Origin of the sequence: Cupriavidus pauculus (assembly GCF_002858765.1) — a bacterium.
Lineage (GTDB): Bacteria > Pseudomonadota > Gammaproteobacteria > Burkholderiales > Burkholderiaceae > Cupriavidus > Cupriavidus pauculus_B.
Window position 1 is genome coordinate 1 of record NZ_PJRP01000031.1, and the last position, 15,597, is coordinate 15,597.

Here is a 15,597-nt window from a genome sequence, read left to right on the forward strand (position 1 = left end):
AAGCCGTGGTCGATATCGTCCCCGACAAATGTTCCCTAACCACCTGACGCTTGAGCGCCTCGTCGTACTTCGTCATGAAAAACACCCCAAAGGTTGGATCTATGTCCAACTTTTGGGGTGCAGTTCAATCCTCGCGGGCGTTTTTGTTTCTGGCCGATTTACTATACCGCTCAGCGATTGGTCAGGTACGACAGCAGCATATCGGTGTGCAGGTCGGCAAAGCGCGCATGTTCTTCCTCGGTCGCCACGTCGCGGCCGATGACGGCGCTGATCGTGTACCGGTTCGACAGCACGTAGTAACCCAGCGCCGAGATGGTCAGGTAGAACTGCGGCACGTCGATGTTGTCGCGGAACACGCCCTGCTGCTGGCCGCGCCGGATGATGTCGGCCAGCACGTCGACCACCGGATTGATCAGCTGAAGGAGCTGGGCCGACTTCTTCAGATGGCGCGCCTCGTGCAGGTTCTCGCTGTTCACCAGCCGGATGAACTCGGGGTGCGCGTAGTACCAGTCCCAGACAAAGCGGGCCAGCGTGCGTACCGCCGCCTCGGGGTCCTCGTCGGTGATATGCAGTTGTTCCTCGGCCGCCCGAAATTCGGCGTACTGCTTTTCGAGCACGGCCAGGAACAGGCCTTCCTTGCTGCCGTAGTAGTAATACAGCATGCGCTCGTTGGTCTCGGCGCGGCGGGCGATCTGATCGACGCGTGCGCCTGCCAGCCCGCCCTTGGCAAACTCCTCGGTGGCGGCGGCCATGATGCGGCGGCGCGTGCCTTCGGGGTCCCGCTTGGTTTTTGGCTCGTTCGACATGAATATCTGATCTGTCAGTTGCGCGGATTATGGCACAGCCCGTCACCTCGTCCGGGCTCCTCTTCCCGATCGGGTGACGGCGAATGATCGCCTTTTCTGCACCACGGCGAAATCGGGGATAATCCTTGCCGCGCACACGTCCACAGAGGCGTGCAAGATTCCAGTCGCCCCCCTGATTCCGTATTCCCGTCGTGATCCGTTCCCCCTCGTCCAATGCCGGCGACGCCAGCCTGGCAGACCGTCTTGAAGCCCTGCTGCCGCAAACCCAATGCACCAAGTGCGGGTTCGACGGCTGCCGCCCCTACGCCGAAGCCATGGCCGCGGGCGAGGCGGCAAACAACCGCTGCCCGCCCGGCGGCGCCGAGGGCATTGTCCGGCTGTCGGCCGTGCTGGGCGTCGCGCCCCAGCCGCTGGACCCCGAACGCGGCGTCGAACAGGCGCGTGCCGTGGCCCGTATCGACGAATCGCTATGTATCGGCTGCACGCTCTGCATCCAGGCCTGTCCGGTCGACGCCATCGTGGGCGCCGCCAAGCAGATGCATACCGTGCTGCCCGACTGGTGTACCGGCTGCGACCTCTGCGTGGCGCCCTGCCCGGTCGACTGCATTGCGATGATTCCGGTCACCGGTGCCAACACGGGCTGGGCCGCCTGGTCGCAGGAACAGGCCGATGCCGCGCACGCGCGCTACCAGTCGCGCAAGGTCCGCCTGGTGCGCGAGCGCGACGAAAACGACGCCCGCCTGGCCGCCAAGGCCGCTGCCAAGCTGGAAGCACTGCAGGCCGAAGCCGCGGCCAGCGAGGCGGAGCAGGCCGCACAGACGCGCAAGAAGGCGATCATCCAGGCCGCCATCGAGCGCGCGCGCCAGAAGGCCGCCGCCGTGCAGCCACGCAACACCGACGACGTCTCGCCCGCGGTGCAGGCCCAGATCGATGCCGCCGAAGCGCGCCGCGCGAAGCTGGGCCTGACGGATCAGTCCGGCCAGCAGAATCAAGAAGGCCAAAGCAGCCAGGACAGCCAGAACAGCCCGGACAGCAGCGCCAACCCCGGCGACAACAGCAAAAACGACGATTCCCGCTCATGAATCCCGCCAAGCGCCTTGCCATTTTCGAGACCCTGCGTAAGGTCAATCCGAATCCGGAGACGGAGCTCGAATACAGTTCGCCGTTCGAGCTGCTGATCGCGGTGCTGCTATCCGCCCAGGCGACCGATGTCGGCGTGAACAAGGCCACGCGCAAGCTGTTTCCGGTGGCCCACACCCCGCAGCAGATCCTGGATCTGGGCGAGGCCGGACTGATCGAGTACATCAAGACGATCGGCCTCTACAAGACCAAGGCCAAGCACGTGATGGAGACCTGCCGCATCCTCGTCGAGCAGCATGGCGGCAAGGTGCCGCCCGTGCGCGAGGCGCTGGAAGCGCTGCCGGGTGTGGGTCGTAAAACCGCCAATGTGGTGCTGAACGTGGCGTTCGGCCAGCCGACGATTGCCGTCGACACGCATATCTTCCGCGTGGCCAACCGCACCGGGCTGGCGCCGGGCAAGAACCCCGATGCCGTGGAACAGAAGCTGTTGAAGGTGACGCCCACCGAGTTCCTGCACGACGCCCACCACTGGCTAATTCTGCACGGCCGCTACGTCTGCAAGGCACGCAAGCCCGAATGCTGGCATTGCGCCATCGAGCCCCTCTGCGAGTTCAAGCCGAAGACGCCGGCGCCGAACGTCTAGGCGTCGCTCGACCCCTTCAGGACCAGCGCCAGCCGCAGGGCGGTGCGCGCCACGGTATCCACGTCAGGCGTGTAGCCGTTGCGGATCCAGTACAGCGCCACATGCACGATGCCGCCCGCCACGCCGGCGGCCAGCATCGGATCCACCTCCGCCCCGGGCGGCAGCAGCGTACGGGCCATCAGCGCGCCGAAATCGCATAGCGATACCGCCAGCGCCTCGTCCACGAGCTTGCTGACCCCGCGAATCTCCACCAGAAACACCCGCGCCGAGCGTGGCTCGCATTGCAGCGCCCCGAAATAGGCGCGCAGCATGGCCAGTACGCGATGTTCGCCGCTGCCACCGGCCTCGTCCCCGGCCCTTGCCAGCGTTTGAAGCAGCCGATGGGTGACCGTTTCATACGACGCCAGCAGCAATGCCTCGCTGTTGGCGAACGATTCGTAGAAGTACCGTTCCGTCAGGCCGGCGGCCTCGCACACCGCCTTGACGGTGGCGTTCTGGTAGCCGCGCTCGCCGTAGACCTGCACGGCGGCGGCAATCAGCTGCTCGCGCCGCTGGGCGCGGCGCTCTTCGGCTTCGGCGCCACGGTAGCGGCGGGCGGGAGATAGCTCGGTGGTCATGGCGGCCATTATGACATTCCCTATTGTCAGATGGCTTCTGACAACCTATGTTGTCAGAATACCCACTCGCCCCCGGTAGCCGTCATGCGCCCTCAAAGTCCCGATGACGATGTTCTGGATGTCCTGATCGTTGGCGCCGGCCTGTCCGGCATCGGCGCCGCCCGACAGTTGCAGCAGCGGTGTCCGGACAAGCGTTTCGCCATCCTCGAAGCCCGCGACGCCATCGGCGGCACCTGGGACCTGTTCCGCTACCCGGGCATCCGTTCCGACTCCGATATGTACACGCTGGGCTACCGCTTCAAGCCCTGGCGCGGCGCCAAGGCCATCGCGGACGGCCCGTCGATCCTGGCGTATATCCGCGAGACAGCCGAGGAGGCGGGCATCACCCGTCACATCCGGTTCGGCCACAAGGTCGTGGGCGCCGCCTGGCGCAGCGACGAAGCCTGCTGGACGATCGACGCCGAACGCAGCGCCGACGGCAGCCGCCAGCGCCTGCGCGCCCGCCTGCTCTATGTCTGCGCCGGCTACTACAGCTATGCCGAAGGGCATCGGCCCGAGTTTCCGGGCGAGCAGGAATTTGGCGGCCGGATGGTGCATCCGCAGTTCTGGGACCCCGCCATCGACTACGCCGGCAAGCGCGTGGTGGTGATCGGCAGCGGCGCCACCGCCGTGACGCTGGTACCGGCCATGGCCGAGACCGCCGCCCATGTGACGATGCTGCAACGTTCGCCCACCTATATCGTGACGCGACCGGGCGAGGACCCCATCGCGCACAAGCTGCGTCGCCTGTTGCCCGAGCGCCTGGCCTACCGCGCCACGCGCTGGAAAAACGTGCTGCTGGGCATGTTCTTCTTCCAGCTGGCGCGCCGCCGTCCGGCCAAGGTCAAAGAGCGCATCGTCGGCATGGCGGCCGCCCAGTTGGCGCCGGGCTTCGATGTCGACACCCATTTCACGCCGCGCTACAACCCGTGGGACCAGCGCGTCTGCCTGGTGCCCGACGGCGACCTGTTCCGCGAAATCCGCAACGGCCGCGCCTCGGTGGTCACCGACCAGATCGAACGCTTTACCGCCGATGGCATTGTGCTGAAGTCCGGCCAGACACTGCCCGCCGATGTCGTGGTCGTGGCCACCGGCCTGAAGCTGAACATGCTTGGCGATATCGCGCTGACCGTTGACGGCCAGGCGCGCCGCCCGTCCGAATCGCTGGCCTACAAGGGCATGATGCTGGGCAACGTGCCGAACCTGGTGCTGGCGTTCGGCTACACCAATGCATCGTGGACGCTCAAGGCCGATCTCACCGCCGAATACGTCTGCCGCCTGCTGCGGTTCATGGACCGGCGCGGCCACCGCATGGCGATGCCCGAAGTCGATCCGTCGGTGCTGACCGTGCCGTTCCTGGACTTCTCGTCCGGCTACGTGCAGCGCGCCGCGTCGGTGCTGCCCCGGCAGGGGCAACGCAAACCGTGGCGCGTGTATCAGAATTACCTGATGGACATGCTGACCATCCGGCATGGCCGCATCGACGATGGCGTGCTGCGCTTCGACCGCGTGGCTGCCACGCTGCCGACCAACGATCCGATTGCCGAGGCCCAATCTTGAACGTCTTTCTTGCGCTGATCGCCGCAGTGGTGGCCCTGGCCGCCGCCCTGCTCGCCCTGCTGTTCCTGTTCACCCGGCATACGGTCCGCAAGATCGAAGCCGGACTACCGCCGACCGGCCGCTTCGTCGACGTCCCCGGCGCCCGCCTGCACGTGATCGAGCAAGGCCAGGGGCAGCCGGTGCTGCTGGTTCACGGGCTGTCCGGCCAGCTTGCCAACTTCGCATATGGGATGGTCGAGCCGCTGGCGCGGGATTTCCGCGTGGTAGCCGTGGATCGCCCCGCCGCCGGCTGGTCCACGCGCGCGCCGGGCGCACCGGCCGACCTGCGCGCGCAGGCCGATACGCTGGCCGCCCTGATCGACCAGCTTGGGCTGGAAAAGCCGCTGGTGGTGGGCCATTCGCTCGGCGGCGCGATTGCGTTGGCGCTGGCCACCTACCATCCCGAGCGCGTGGGCGGCCTGGCGCTGATCGCGCCGCTGACCCATCCGCCCGAAGAGATCTCGCCGGTGTTCAAGGCCATGACGATCCCGAGTGCGGCCATGCGCAAGCTGATCGCCTGGACGCTGCTGATTCCGATGTCGATCCGCAATCGCGAGCAGGTCATGGAAATCGTGTTCGGCCCCGATGCCGTGCCGGCCGATTTCCCCGTGCGCGGCGGTGGACTGCTGGCGTTGCGGCCCGGACATTTCCTGGGCGCGTCCGAAGACCTGATCGGCGCGGCACACAGCCTGCCGCCGCTGGTGGCGCAATATGGCGACCTGCGCGTGCCGGTCAGCATCCTGTACGGCCGCGAAGACCGGATTCTGGATTACCGCAAGAATGGCGAGGCCTTTGTCGAAAGGGTGCCCGCCGCCCGGCTGACGTTGGTGACCGGCGGGCATATGCTGCCCGTGACCGCCATCGATGCGAGCGTCGATTTCGTGCGCACCGCCGCCGCCCGCCTGCGCGAGCCGGCAACCGTCTGACCTGCAGCCATCACCGAAAGGACTCGCCATGGCATCCTCCACCGGTTTCAACCCCTACAGGCGCGACCTGGGCACCGCGTTCCAGGCCATCCGCAAGCTGCTGGCCGATGGCAACGACACCGAACAGGTGTTCAAGATCATGCGCGCGCTGAACGGCCCGTCGATGCCCCGCAACTACAGTCGCCTGCTTTCCACCGCCGATGGCCGGCGCATGGCCTACCAGCGCATCGAACTGGCGGAAAAACTAGCCGATCCGGACTACGTGGCCCGCTTCGCGCCCGGCACGGTGGGCGCCGCGTATCGCGCCTTCCTGGAAAAGACCGGCTATAGCGCCGACGGCCTGGCCAAGGTGTCGAACCTGAACCAGGAACCTATCGTCGAGGATGCCTACATGTGGTTTGGCCGGCGGACCCGCGACGTCCACGATATCTGGCACGTGCTGACCGGCTATCGCGCCGACGAGAGCCTGGGCGAAGCGGCGCTGGTGGCGTTCAGCTACGCGCAGACCGGCGGCAAGGGCTGGGCCTTCATCGCCCTCGCCGCATCGCTGAAAAGCTGGCGCGTGACGCACAGCCTGGCCTTTGCCCGCGCGGTGCTCGAAGGCTACCGGCACGGCCGCCGCGCCGGCTGGCTGCTGGGCGAGGACTACGAAAAACTGCTGAACGAACCGTTCGACGCGGCGCGCGCGCGGCTGGGCATTGCCGAAGCGGTGCGCTACCAGGCGTGCAATCCGGTGCAGGAGTGGTCGGCCTGAGCCGGGGCATCGGCACGCCGCCACAGCGTGGCAACAAAAAAGGCGACCCCAGTGGGTCGCCTTTCCGTTTGCAGCAAGTTCGCCGGGAGCCGGACTCAGACGATGCGGCAGGCTTCGTCGAACGACAGGCGCGGCAGGCGCGGATGCAGCTTGTCGGCCTCGCCGTAGCCCAGGTTGATGAGGAAGTTGACCGACCACTTGCCGTCGGGGAAAAACGCGGCGTTGACCTTGCCGGCATCGAAACCGCCCATCGGGCCGCAGTCGAGACCCAGCGCACGCGCGGCCAGGATGAAGTAGCCGCCCTGCAGCGAGCTGTTCATCAGGGCGTCGCGGGCAATCTTCTCGTCGTTGCCGGCGTACCAGGAACGCGCGTCGGCGTGCGGGAACAGCTTGGGCAGCTGGTCGTGGAACGCGTTGTCGAAGGCGATGATCGCGGTGACCGGCGCCGAACGGGTCTTTTCCACGTTGCCAGCGGACACGCAATCCACCAGGCGGGCCTTCTGCTCGGCCGACTTGACGAACACGATGCGGGCCGGCGAGCTGTTGGCCGCCGTGGGGGCGAACTTCATCGCTTCGTAGACCTGCTTCAGCAGCGCATCGTCCACATGCTTGTCTTGCCAGACGTTATGCGTGCGGGCTTCGGTGAACAATTGTGCGATGGCAGCCTGATCAACGGATTTCATTGCGCGTTTTCCGGGTTTTGTGAAGGAAGAAGGCGCGATTGTACCCAAGCGGACGCCGCCCACCCACAAGCGGTTTGATGAAGCCGTTCAATTCCGTTCGTCGGCGGTGTCCAGCGGCGGCGTGCCGCTGGCCCGGCGGGTGAGCCAAAGGACACCCAGCAGGATCAGCCCGCCGCCCACGGCCTGGGTGGGGCCGATATGCTCGCCCAGCAGCGCGGCCGCCAGCGCCACGGTGACAACCGGCTCCAGCGTCGACAGCATCGACGCCTTCGAGGCCCCCAGCTTCTGCAGGCCGGCGAAAAAGGTCAGGATGGCCAGTACCGTCGACACCAGCGCGATGGCCACCAGCGCCAGCCAGCCGCCGCCCGTGGACGGAAACTGCGGCGGCACGCCGGCGCTGGTGCGCAGGATGCCAACCGTCACGTAGACCAGCGCCGCAGCCGAACAGATCACCGTGGTGGTGGCGATGGCATTGACGCCCGCCGTCACCCGCGCGCCCACCACGATGTAGACCGAATAGATCACGGCCGCCGCCACGCCCAGCGCAATACCGAGCGGCTCGCCCTCGCCACCGCCCACGGTCAATCCCGCGCCAACCGAACAGAGCACCAGCGCAATCACGGACGCCGTGGTCAGCCGTTCCTTGAGAAAGACCGCCGCCAGGATCGTCACGAACAACGGATAGAGATAGAGCAGCAAGGCCACCAGGCTGGCCTGGGCGTGATTCAGCGCGGTGAAGAAGCAGTAGGACTGGCCTACGTAGCCGATGCCGCCCATCGCCGCCAGCGCCAGCACCCGCCGCAGTGGCGGCAAGGCGATGCCGCGCGAGCGCATGACGAACGCCATGGCGATGGCCGCCACCACGAAACGCACGGCCAGCAGGCCATAGACATCGGCGCCCGCCGCGTAGGCAAATCGCGCGAAGATGGCCATGGCGCCGAAGGCAGTGGCCGACAGCGCGATCAGCAGCACGCCCGCGAGTTTGTCGCGGGCCTGGCCCAGGGTGCCGGTGGCGGAGGCGGACATAGGGGGCGAAAGGAATCTGAAAGATCGCATTCTACTCACGCGCCGGACGGCCACGGCAGCATTCGGACCGCTGCACTACAATAGCGGCCATCATGTTCAATCCCTCAAGAGAAGAAGTCCGCCGTTTCTTCTGCGAAGCCTGGCAGAAGCGTGTCGCGGGCAATGTCCTCACGCCGCTCGAGGCGATCGCGGTCGACTGGATCGACCAGCACCCCGAATATCACGACCAACTGGACGATGCCGAAGGCGCCGTCGCACGTGACTACACGCCCGAAGCCGGCCAGACCAATCCGTTCCTGCACCTGGCCATGCACCTGTCGATTTCCGAACAGGTGTCGATTGACCAGCCGCCCGGCATTCGCGCCGCGTATGAGGCACTGAGCCGCCGGCTCGACTCGCCGCACGCCGCCCAGCACGAGATCATGGAAGCCTTGGGCCAGATGCTCTGGAACGCCCAGCGCAACGGCATGCCGCCCGACGGACAGGCCTACGTGGACGATATCAAGCGCCGCGCGGCGGGCTGATCGCGTCCGACAAACACCGACAAGAGCACGCGGCGCCGCATGATAATCTCTTGCGGTCGCAACTCCTTGCCATGTCCGCACCACCTGTCCCATGCAGGTTGTGACTTCCGGTGCGGCGTGGCGTTGTCCCATGCCTTTCACCCTCCCCGCGCGAGCCCGTCGCCGGCGCGCTGCTATGCCGCTCGTGTCCGCGCTGGCATCCGCGCTCGCCATTGGCGCCGTCACGGTGCCCATGGCGGCACACGGCGCCGTGGCGCTACTCCAACCGCCGCGCCAGATCGATGGCACCCGGCCGCTCACGCTGACGCTGCTGGTCAGCGCCGATGCGGACACGCGCCGCTACGCCGTGCCCGATTCGCTGCAGGTGACAGCCTCGGGCGACCTGGCCGCGCCGATCCGCATGGAACTGAAACGCGTGGACACTGGCCCGGCCGTGCTGAACCTGCGCCCCGGCGAAAACCGCTCCATAGCCTATCGCGCCGAATGGCCGGCCGACCTGCGCGGCCAGGTGCGCCTGGACGTGACCGGTATCGACGCCGCGCCGGTACTGGTGACGCTCAACCGCGCGCCGGCGCCGGGTGAGACGGCGCCCGGCGCGCCCGCTGTGGCCACCACGCCTGCCGCCGCATCCGCCCCGGAAGGCAAGTCGCCGGTCACACCCATCGTCACGGCGGAGAACAATGCACCGCCGCCCGCCCCGGCCGATCTGCGCGACGCCCAGCGCCTGTCGTTCAACGAGCCGATGTACATCATGTTCGGCGCGCACGACGGCGCCAACGCCAAGTTCCAGATCAGCTTCAAGTACCGGATCTTTGAAGGCAAGGATCCCAATTCAAAGTCGGTGCTGGACAACCTCTACTTCGCCTACACGCAGTTCTCGCTCTGGGACCTGGCCGGCGATTCGCGGCCGTTCAAGGACACCAATTACCGGCCCAGCCTGTACTACTACCTGTCGGACACGGGCGTGAAGAACAGTGTGCTCAGCCGCCTGTCGATCGCCACCGGCTTCGAGCACGAATCGAACGGCCGCTCGGGCGACGATTCGCGCGGGGTCAACACGTTGTTTGTGAAGCCGACGATGTACTTTGGCGACCAGACCGACTGGCACTGGCGCGTGGCCCCCAAGCTCTACGCCTACGTCGGCAAGAGCGACAACGAGGACATCGCGCACTATCGCGGCTACATGGATCTGAATATCGCCTACGGCAAGGCGGATTCCTGGGAGCTGGCCGCCACGTTGCGCAAGGGCACGCGCAAGGGCTATGGCAGCGTCGACACGCAGTTGACCTACCCGCTGGCGCGGCTGCTGCCCGGCACGGCCGGCTACCTGATGGCCGGCTTCTTCTACGGCTACGGCGAGAGCCTGCTCTACTACAACCAGAAGACGCCGTGGCAGTTCCGCATCGGCTACGCGCTGTCCCGCTGAGGCGCTGCCTCGCTGATCCCGCCGAGCGCGCTGCCCCTCCGTTCAGCCAATCGGCCAATCAGCCAGCCAGTGGCTTGCCTTCGGCCTTGAGCCGGGCATTGCCCACCGCAGCGGCGAACTGGCCGTAGCCATGCCAGCCGGTGGCGCGCCCGAGTTTCTTGCCCTTGTGGAAGAACAGGAACACGGGAATGCCGTGCAGGCCAAAGCGCCGGCCCAGTTCGGGGTGGGCGTAGACGTTGGTGTGCAGCCAGCGCAGGTTCAGCACGCGCAGCTTGTCCGGATCCGCCAGGATGGCCTTCTTGGCCATCTCGCAATTGAAGCAGTCCACGCCCCAGAAGAAGACGCAGACCAGGTCGTCTCCGGCGGCCGCGATGGCCGCATCGATGGTGTCGGGCCCTACCGACTGCATGCCGAGCGCGTCGAAGGCGCGGTGATCGAGGTGCGGTTCAGGCTGGGATGGGTGGTGAGACTCGTGCGCGTCGGACATCGTGGAGCCCTCTGGAAACAACAACGCCCGGAGACCTTGCGGCCACCGGGCGTCTTTCATACGGTTACATCGAAACGGCTCAACGCGGCGCCGAGACGGTCACCAGCGCGGGGCGCAGTACGCGATCGGCAATCGTGTAGCCACGTTGCAGCACCGCCACCACCGTGTTCGGTTCCTGTTCGGACGGCACCATCGAGATGGCCTGATGGCGATGCGGATCGAACTTCTCGCCGACCGGGTTCAGCTCGACGATCTTGCCGCGCTCGAAAGCCGCGGCCAGCTGACGTGCCGTAAGCTCCACGCCTTCGCGCAGCTTGGCCAGGTCGCCGGTGTTGTCGGCCAGGGCAGCCTGCAGGCTGTCCATCACCGGCACCAGGTTGTCGGCAAAACTCTCGATGGCGAACTTGTGGGCCTTGGCCACCTCTTCCTGCGAGCGGCGGCGGATGTTCTCGCCTTCGGCCGTGGCACGCATGAACAGGTCGTAGGCTTCCTTGGCCTTGGCTTCCAGCTCGGCCACCTGCTGGGTCAGGCGTGCGACGTCGTCGGCACCGGCGGCCGCAGCCTCGGGCGCCGGCGCTGCAGCGGCGTTGGCCGCCTGCTGCGTGTTCGTATCTGGCGTCTGATTCTGTTCTTCCATGTCGATTCGTATCAAAAATGCAAAACCTCGGCCCGCGCTGACTGCGGACCGTGGGGTGGATCGGATGCCAATCGGCAAGTCTAGCCGCACATGGCGTCGCCCTTCCAGTTTTTCAAGTGTGCGGGTTCAGAGACCCCGAAATACGCCGTTACAAAGGCCTGTTTCATGCAATCTGGTGTTCATTGATTTGCTGCAACGCAAACACTAAGATTCAAGGCAGGAAAAAATGACAAAAATAACGGGAGCAAAAAGGTGGATCAATTTGGTGCATCTTTGGGACGCTTCACCATGCACAAGCTACCAGTCGTGACGTTCTGCGTTGTCGCCGTGCTGTCGGCGATGACGGCCTTCATCTGCCTGTCCGAGGCGGTGGCGCCGCGCGACACCGAGTATGGCAGTGGCAAGGCCGTATTCAAGCATTACCTCGTCCAGTACGTTCGCTGACCCTGCCCCTTCCGCTCGCTCCTGCCGCGGCAGCCCTGCCTTGGCGGGATCGCTGTCGGCACCGCATTCCTAACTTCTGAAGGTGTCGATCCGGCGCCGGTCGCGCTTGGTCGGACGACCCTGCAGTTCCGCGGTCGGCTCTGGCTGCATGCGGCGCCGATCGGACTCAGCCTGGCGTCTGGACTGGCTTTCCGGGGTTTCCTCGTAAGTGCTCTGGGCAATCGGCGCCGCACCGCGCGACGCCGGCACGCCCTTCACGACCACTTCCCAGCGCTGCTGATGCGCTTCCAGCACCACCGTATCGCCGGGCTTCACTTCCCTTGAGTTCTTGACCGGCTGGCCATTGACCGTCACCCGGCCGCGCTCCACCGCCTCGGCCGCCAGAGAGCGCGTTTTGAAGAACCGCGCGCACCAGAGCCATTTGTCGATGCGCATCCGCGCATCCGCCTCGAAATCCACTTGCATTGTCGAATCCTTCCTTCCCTGGCCTGCGGCCTGCCTCGCGCCGGTTCAGGCCGCGGCGCCGCGCGCCTGGGCACGGCTGCGCCGCGCTTCCAGTTCGTGCGGATGCGGCACGGTCAGCGGCCAACCCTGCAGATGCTGCAGGGCAATGTCGGCCAGGCCGGCAATCCAGGGCTCCGAATCATTCATGCATGGAATGAAATGGAAGTCCTGCCCGCCTGCCACCCGGAACTCGCTCTGCCCTTCCATCGCAATTTCCTCAAGCGTCTCGATGCAATCCGCCGGAAAGCCCGGGCAGAACACATCCACGCGCTGCGTGCCGACGCGGCCCAGTTCGGTCAGCGTCGGCGCGGTATAGGGCTGCAGCCATTCAGCCTTGCCGAAGCGGGACTGGAACGTCACCTGATACTGGCCCGGCTGCAAACCCAGTGCCTCGCCGAGCAGCCGCCCTGTCTTCAGGCATTCACAGTGATAGGGGTCGCCCAAATCCAGCAGCCGGCGCGGCAGCCCGTGGAAGGACAGGATCAGCTTGTCGCCCCGCGCGAAGTCCGGCACGCCATGGCGGGTCCAGTACGCCCTGACCTGCGCGTCCAGCGCCGCGATGTAGGCCGGATGGTCATGAAAGTGCTTGATGAGCCGCAACTCCGGCTGGTTACGCCATCCGGCCATCACACGGAACAGTTCGTCGAAGGCGGTGGCCGTGGTGGTACCCGAGAACTGCGGATAGAGCGGCAGCACCAGGATCTGCTCGGTGCCCTGCCGGCGCAGCGCTTCCATGACCGAGCCAATGGACGGGTTGCCATAGCGCATGGCGCAGGCCACGGTCACGTCATGCCCCAGCTTCTGCATCCACAGTTGCAGCGCATGGGCCTGGCGCTCGGTGTGGACCAGCAGCGGCGACCCGGTCATATGGGCTTCACGCAGCCAGATCGATTCGTACTTCATGGCCGACGCCCGCGAGCGGAACGGCAGGATCAGCCCATGCAGAATCGGCAGCCAGGCCAGGCGCGGTATTTCCACCACGCGCGGGTCGGACAGGAACGCCTTCAGGTAGCGGCCCACTGCCTTGGGCGTGGGCGCGTCGGGGGTGCCGAGGTTGATCAGCAGGATCGCGGTGCGCGGCGGCTGGCCGTGCTGGTATGCCGGTTCAGGCGAAAACGTCATGGGGTTTCCGTTTCGGATGCCGGGGCGCTGGCAATCGGGAATTCAGTCTGGAACATGCAATGGTAGCGGGCCGGCGATGCCCGGCCGTACAGGACAGACACCGGCACCGCATCAGGAGTTCTGGCTCAGCGCGCTCGACAGCAGCCTGGCCGTGATGTCGACGATCGGGATCACCCGCTCGTAGGCCATGCGCGTGGGGCCGATGACGCCCAGCGTGCCGACGATCTGGCCATCCACGCCATAGGGCGCCGTGATGACGGCCATGTCTTCCAGCGGCACCAATTGGCTTTCGCCGCCGATGAAGATCTGCACGCCCTGCGCGTGGCTGGACACATCCAGCAGCTGCAGCAGGCTGGTCTTGTGCTCGAACACGTCGAAGAGCCGGCGCAGCTTGTCCATGCTCGACGACAGGTCTTCCACTTCCAGCAGCCGGCGTTCGCCCGAGATGACCACCTGCTCGCTGTTGTCCTCGGCCATGGCATTGCTGCCGGCCTCCACGGCCGCCTGCATCAGCGACGACATATCGCGCCGCAACGCCTGCAGTTCGCCGCGCAGATGGTCGCGCACGGCATTGAAGCTCATGCCCGCGTAGTGGGTGTTGAAGAAGTTGGCGGCCTCGATGAGCTGGGCCGGGGTGTAGGACAGCTCGGTCTGGATGATGCGGTTCTGCACATCGCCCTCGGGGCTGACGATGATCAGCAGGATGCGCTTGTCCGACAGCCGCATGAATTCCACCTGCCGGAACGCCTGGGCGCGCCGTGGCGTCATCACCACGCCGGCAAAGCGCGACAGGTTCGACAGCGTATGGGCCGCCGCCGTGATCATGCGCTGCGGGCCCAGTTGCTGGCTGGCCATCTGGCCCTGGATCTGGTCCTTCAGGTCGGCCAGCTCCGCGCTCAGGCCCGGCGGGCCTTCCAGCGGGCGCGCCGTCAGCATTGTGTCGACGAACAGCCGGTATCCGCGGGGCGTGGGAATACGGCCCGCCGATGTATGCGGGCTGGCAATGAAACCCATTTCCTCGAGGTCAGACATCACATTGCGGATGGTGGCCGGCGACAGGTCCAGACCCGAGTACTTCGACAGGGTCCGCGAGCCCACGGGCTGCCCTTCGGCGATGTAGCGCTCGATCAGGGTCTTGAGCAGCGTTTTAGAACGTTCGTCCATGATGCTGGGGATTTTAATCAAAACTGGGCCGTTCGGGCGCCGGCCATGCATTGTGGACCGGACGATTGGTATGGGCGGCGGGTGCTGCGGGCACCCATTCCGGTGGCGCCGGGCCGGCGCTGGCAATGGTCATGCCGGTATGTTCTAATCCCGCCATGTCTGCCCCCTCAAAGCCCAGCGCCCCGCGCGCTCCGTTCAAGACTGTCGCCCTGATAGGCAGGCACTCGACCGCCGGTATCGAAGGCCCGCTGGAGGAACTGGCGTCCTGCATCTTGCGCAATGGCCAGGATGTGGTGTTCGAGCGCGAGACAGCCATGGCCACCGGGCTGACCGGCTATCCGGTGCTGAGCCCCGAGGAAATCGGCCGCGAAGCCGACGTCGCCGTAGTGCTCGGGGGCGATGGCACGCTGCTGGGCCTGGCCCGCCAGTTGGCCGGCCACGACGTGCCGGTGATCGGTGTCAACCATGGCCGGCTGGGCTTCATGACCGACATCCCGCTGGAGGACGTCACCCGGACCCTGCCCGAAATGCTGGCCGGCCGCTACGAGGCCGAATGCCGCATGCTGCTGGAATCGCGCGTGATCCGCGACGATACCGTCATTTTCTCGGCGCTGGCGTTCAATGACGTGGTGGTGAACCGTTCCGGCATCTCGGGCATGGTCGAACTGGCCGTCTCCGTGGACGGCTATTTCATGTACAACCAGCGTTCGGACGGCCTGATCGTGTCCACGCCCACCGGATCCACCGCCTATGCGCTGGCCGCGGGCGGCCCGATCCTGCATCCCACGCTGTCGGGCCTGGTGCTGGTGCCGATTGCCCCGCACGCGCTGTCGAACCGGCCGATCGTGCTACCGTACGACGCGGAGGTCACGATCGAGGTGGCCAGCGCGCGCGATGTCAGCGTCAACTTCGACATGCAGTCGCTGGCGTCGCTGCTGCCCGGCGACCGGATCGTCGTGCGCCGTTCGGCCAAGACCGTCAACCTGCTGCACCCGCTGGGCTACAACTACTACGCCACGCTGCGCAAGAAGCTGCACTGGCACGAGTACCCGACCGAGGACAACCGGCTCTGAGCCTGCCCTTCCCTGTTTCCGCCTGACGCCACCTACCGCTCAA

At 66.1% G+C, this 15,597-nt stretch carries 18 protein-coding genes; 9 read left to right on the forward strand and 9 right to left on the reverse strand.

From position 1 onward, the window contains the following. Window positions 1–170: 170 nt before the first annotated feature. Window positions 171–806 carry a TetR family transcriptional regulator gene (locus CYJ10_RS32950; RefSeq protein ID WP_101685633.1) on the reverse strand — a complete coding sequence of 212 codons (636 nt, stop codon included), beginning with the start codon at window positions 804–806 and terminating at the stop codon, window positions 171–173. A 191-nt stretch (window positions 807–997) separates the two neighbouring features. Between CYJ10_RS32950 and rsxB the strand changes: the two genes are divergently transcribed. Both rsxB and nth read left to right on the forward strand, forming a co-directional pair. Next, window positions 998–1,888: an electron transport complex subunit RsxB gene (gene rsxB, locus CYJ10_RS32955; protein WP_257993640.1), complete on the forward strand. Its 891-nt coding sequence runs from the start codon at window positions 998–1,000 to the stop codon at window positions 1,886–1,888. Beyond that, window positions 1,885–2,529, forward strand: a complete 645-nt coding sequence (nth, locus tag CYJ10_RS32960) for an endonuclease III (RefSeq protein WP_101685634.1) — start codon at window positions 1,885–1,887, stop codon at window positions 2,527–2,529. Before rsxB ends, nth begins: the two co-directional genes overlap by 4 nt. Here nth and CYJ10_RS32965 read toward each other — a convergent pair. Then, on the reverse strand, window positions 2,526–3,155 hold the full coding sequence (locus CYJ10_RS32965; RefSeq protein WP_101685635.1) for a TetR/AcrR family transcriptional regulator: 630 nt from the start codon (window positions 3,153–3,155) through the stop codon (window positions 2,526–2,528). The genes nth and CYJ10_RS32965 overlap by 4 nt on opposite strands. Window positions 3,156–3,230: 75 nt before the next feature. Here CYJ10_RS32965 and CYJ10_RS32970 point away from each other — a divergent pair, with 75 nt between their 5' ends. The 3 genes from CYJ10_RS32970 to CYJ10_RS32980 are packed head-to-tail and all read left to right on the forward strand — an operon-like array spanning window position 3,231 to window position 6,464. Continuing rightward, window positions 3,231–4,745, forward strand: a complete 1,515-nt coding sequence (locus CYJ10_RS32970) for a flavin-containing monooxygenase (protein WP_101685636.1) — start codon at window positions 3,231–3,233, stop codon at window positions 4,743–4,745. Next, complete coding sequence (locus CYJ10_RS32975; protein ID WP_101685637.1) at window positions 4,742–5,710, forward strand: alpha/beta fold hydrolase; 969 nt, start codon at window positions 4,742–4,744, stop codon at window positions 5,708–5,710. The genes CYJ10_RS32970 and CYJ10_RS32975 overlap by 4 nt, the downstream gene beginning before the upstream one ends. Window positions 5,711–5,738: 28 nt before the next feature. After that, entirely contained in the window at window positions 5,739–6,464 is a 726-nt protein-coding gene (locus tag CYJ10_RS32980) for a Coq4 family protein (protein WP_101685638.1), read from the forward strand. Window positions 6,465–6,559: 95 nt separating this feature from the next. On the opposite strand, the gene CYJ10_RS32985 is transcribed toward CYJ10_RS32980, so the two are convergent. Together CYJ10_RS32985 and CYJ10_RS32990 are read right to left on the reverse strand one after the other, a co-directional pair. After that, window positions 6,560–7,147 carry a malonic semialdehyde reductase gene (locus CYJ10_RS32985; protein ID WP_101685639.1) on the reverse strand — a complete coding sequence of 196 codons (588 nt, stop codon included), beginning with the start codon at window positions 7,145–7,147 and terminating at the stop codon, window positions 6,560–6,562. Window positions 7,148–7,234: 87 nt separating this feature from the next. Beyond that, window positions 7,235–8,173, reverse strand: coding sequence for a DMT family transporter (locus tag CYJ10_RS32990; protein ID WP_101685640.1), 939 nt, complete (start codon window positions 8,171–8,173; stop codon window positions 7,235–7,237). Window positions 8,174–8,265: 92 nt separating this feature from the next. On the opposite strand from CYJ10_RS32990, the gene CYJ10_RS32995 reads away from it, so the two are divergent. Next, window positions 8,266–8,697, forward strand: coding sequence for a DUF1841 family protein (locus CYJ10_RS32995; RefSeq protein ID WP_101685641.1), 432 nt, complete (start codon window positions 8,266–8,268; stop codon window positions 8,695–8,697). A 175-nt stretch (window positions 8,698–8,872) separates the two neighbouring features. Beyond that, window positions 8,873–10,123 (forward strand): phospholipase A, encoded by a 1,251-nt coding sequence (locus CYJ10_RS33000; RefSeq protein ID WP_257993641.1) that lies wholly within the window; start codon window positions 8,873–8,875, stop codon window positions 10,121–10,123. Window positions 10,124–10,181: 58 nt separating this feature from the next. On the opposite strand, the gene CYJ10_RS33005 is transcribed toward CYJ10_RS33000, so the two are convergent. Next, the gene (locus CYJ10_RS33005) at window positions 10,182–10,610 is read right to left on the reverse strand and encodes a thioredoxin family protein (RefSeq protein WP_101685643.1); all 429 of its coding nucleotides are present in this window, start codon (window positions 10,608–10,610) and stop codon (window positions 10,182–10,184) included. 79 nt (window positions 10,611–10,689) lie between these two features. Further along, on the reverse strand, window positions 10,690–11,247 hold the full coding sequence (gene grpE / locus CYJ10_RS33010) for a nucleotide exchange factor GrpE (protein ID WP_101685644.1): 558 nt from the start codon (window positions 11,245–11,247) through the stop codon (window positions 10,690–10,692). Between the two features lie 288 nt (window positions 11,248–11,535). Between grpE and CYJ10_RS34380 the strand changes: the two genes are divergently transcribed. Further along, complete coding sequence (locus CYJ10_RS34380; RefSeq protein WP_180863143.1) at window positions 11,536–11,691, forward strand: hypothetical protein; 156 nt, start codon at window positions 11,536–11,538, stop codon at window positions 11,689–11,691. 69 nt (window positions 11,692–11,760) lie between these two features. Here CYJ10_RS34380 and CYJ10_RS33015 read toward each other — a convergent pair whose 3' ends face one another. The 3 genes from CYJ10_RS33015 to hrcA all read right to left on the reverse strand — a co-directional run bounded on the left by CYJ10_RS33015 (window position 11,761) and on the right by hrcA (window position 14,481). Further along, a complete protein-coding gene (locus CYJ10_RS33015; RefSeq protein ID WP_101685645.1) occupies window positions 11,761–12,156 on the reverse strand; it encodes an RNA-binding S4 domain-containing protein in 396 nt (131 codons plus the stop codon). A 45-nt stretch (window positions 12,157–12,201) separates the two neighbouring features. Beyond that, window positions 12,202–13,317, reverse strand: a complete 1,116-nt coding sequence (gene hemH / locus CYJ10_RS33020; protein ID WP_101685646.1) for a ferrochelatase — start codon at window positions 13,315–13,317, stop codon at window positions 12,202–12,204. A gap of 111 nt (window positions 13,318–13,428) precedes the next feature. Next, window positions 13,429–14,481, reverse strand: coding sequence for a heat-inducible transcriptional repressor HrcA (gene hrcA / locus CYJ10_RS33025; protein WP_101685647.1), 1,053 nt, complete (start codon window positions 14,479–14,481; stop codon window positions 13,429–13,431). A 155-nt stretch (window positions 14,482–14,636) separates the two neighbouring features. Between hrcA and CYJ10_RS33030 the strand changes: the two genes are divergently transcribed. Beyond that, the gene (locus CYJ10_RS33030) at window positions 14,637–15,554 is read left to right on the forward strand and encodes an NAD kinase (protein WP_101685648.1); all 918 of its coding nucleotides are present in this window, start codon (window positions 14,637–14,639) and stop codon (window positions 15,552–15,554) included. Window positions 15,555–15,597 lie beyond the last annotated feature (43 nt).

Excerpts from the sequence above, each read along its gene's own strand:
- CYJ10_RS32950 (WP_101685633.1), bottom strand. The coding sequence starts at position 806 with ATGTCGAACGAGCCAAAAACCAAGCGGGACCCCGAAGGCACGCGCCGC.
- nth (WP_101685634.1), top strand. The coding sequence starts at position 1,885 with ATGAATCCCGCCAAGCGCCTTGCCATTTTCGAGACCCTGCGTAAGGTC.
- CYJ10_RS32965 (WP_101685635.1), bottom strand. The coding sequence starts at position 3,155 with ATGGCCGCCATGACCACCGAGCTATCTCCCGCCCGCCGCTACCGTGGC.
- CYJ10_RS32970 (WP_101685636.1), top strand. The coding sequence starts at position 3,231 with ATGCGCCCTCAAAGTCCCGATGACGATGTTCTGGATGTCCTGATCGTT.
- CYJ10_RS32980 (WP_101685638.1), top strand. The coding sequence starts at position 5,739 with ATGGCATCCTCCACCGGTTTCAACCCCTACAGGCGCGACCTGGGCACC.
- CYJ10_RS32985 (WP_101685639.1), bottom strand. The coding sequence starts at position 7,147 with ATGAAATCCGTTGATCAGGCTGCCATCGCACAATTGTTCACCGAAGCC.
- CYJ10_RS32990 (WP_101685640.1), bottom strand. The coding sequence starts at position 8,173 with ATGTCCGCCTCCGCCACCGGCACCCTGGGCCAGGCCCGCGACAAACTC.
- CYJ10_RS32995 (WP_101685641.1), top strand. The coding sequence starts at position 8,266 with ATGTTCAATCCCTCAAGAGAAGAAGTCCGCCGTTTCTTCTGCGAAGCC.
- CYJ10_RS33000 (WP_257993641.1), top strand. The coding sequence starts at position 8,873 with ATGCCGCTCGTGTCCGCGCTGGCATCCGCGCTCGCCATTGGCGCCGTC.
- CYJ10_RS33005 (WP_101685643.1), bottom strand. The coding sequence starts at position 10,610 with ATGTCCGACGCGCACGAGTCTCACCACCCATCCCAGCCTGAACCGCAC.
- grpE (WP_101685644.1), bottom strand. The coding sequence starts at position 11,247 with ATGGAAGAACAGAATCAGACGCCAGATACGAACACGCAGCAGGCGGCC.
- CYJ10_RS34380 (WP_180863143.1), top strand. The coding sequence starts at position 11,536 with ATGCACAAGCTACCAGTCGTGACGTTCTGCGTTGTCGCCGTGCTGTCG.
- CYJ10_RS33015 (WP_101685645.1), bottom strand. The coding sequence starts at position 12,156 with ATGCAAGTGGATTTCGAGGCGGATGCGCGGATGCGCATCGACAAATGG.
- hemH (WP_101685646.1), bottom strand. The coding sequence starts at position 13,317 with ATGACGTTTTCGCCTGAACCGGCATACCAGCACGGCCAGCCGCCGCGC.
- hrcA (WP_101685647.1), bottom strand. The coding sequence starts at position 14,481 with ATGGACGAACGTTCTAAAACGCTGCTCAAGACCCTGATCGAGCGCTAC.
- CYJ10_RS33030 (WP_101685648.1), top strand. The coding sequence starts at position 14,637 with ATGTCTGCCCCCTCAAAGCCCAGCGCCCCGCGCGCTCCGTTCAAGACT.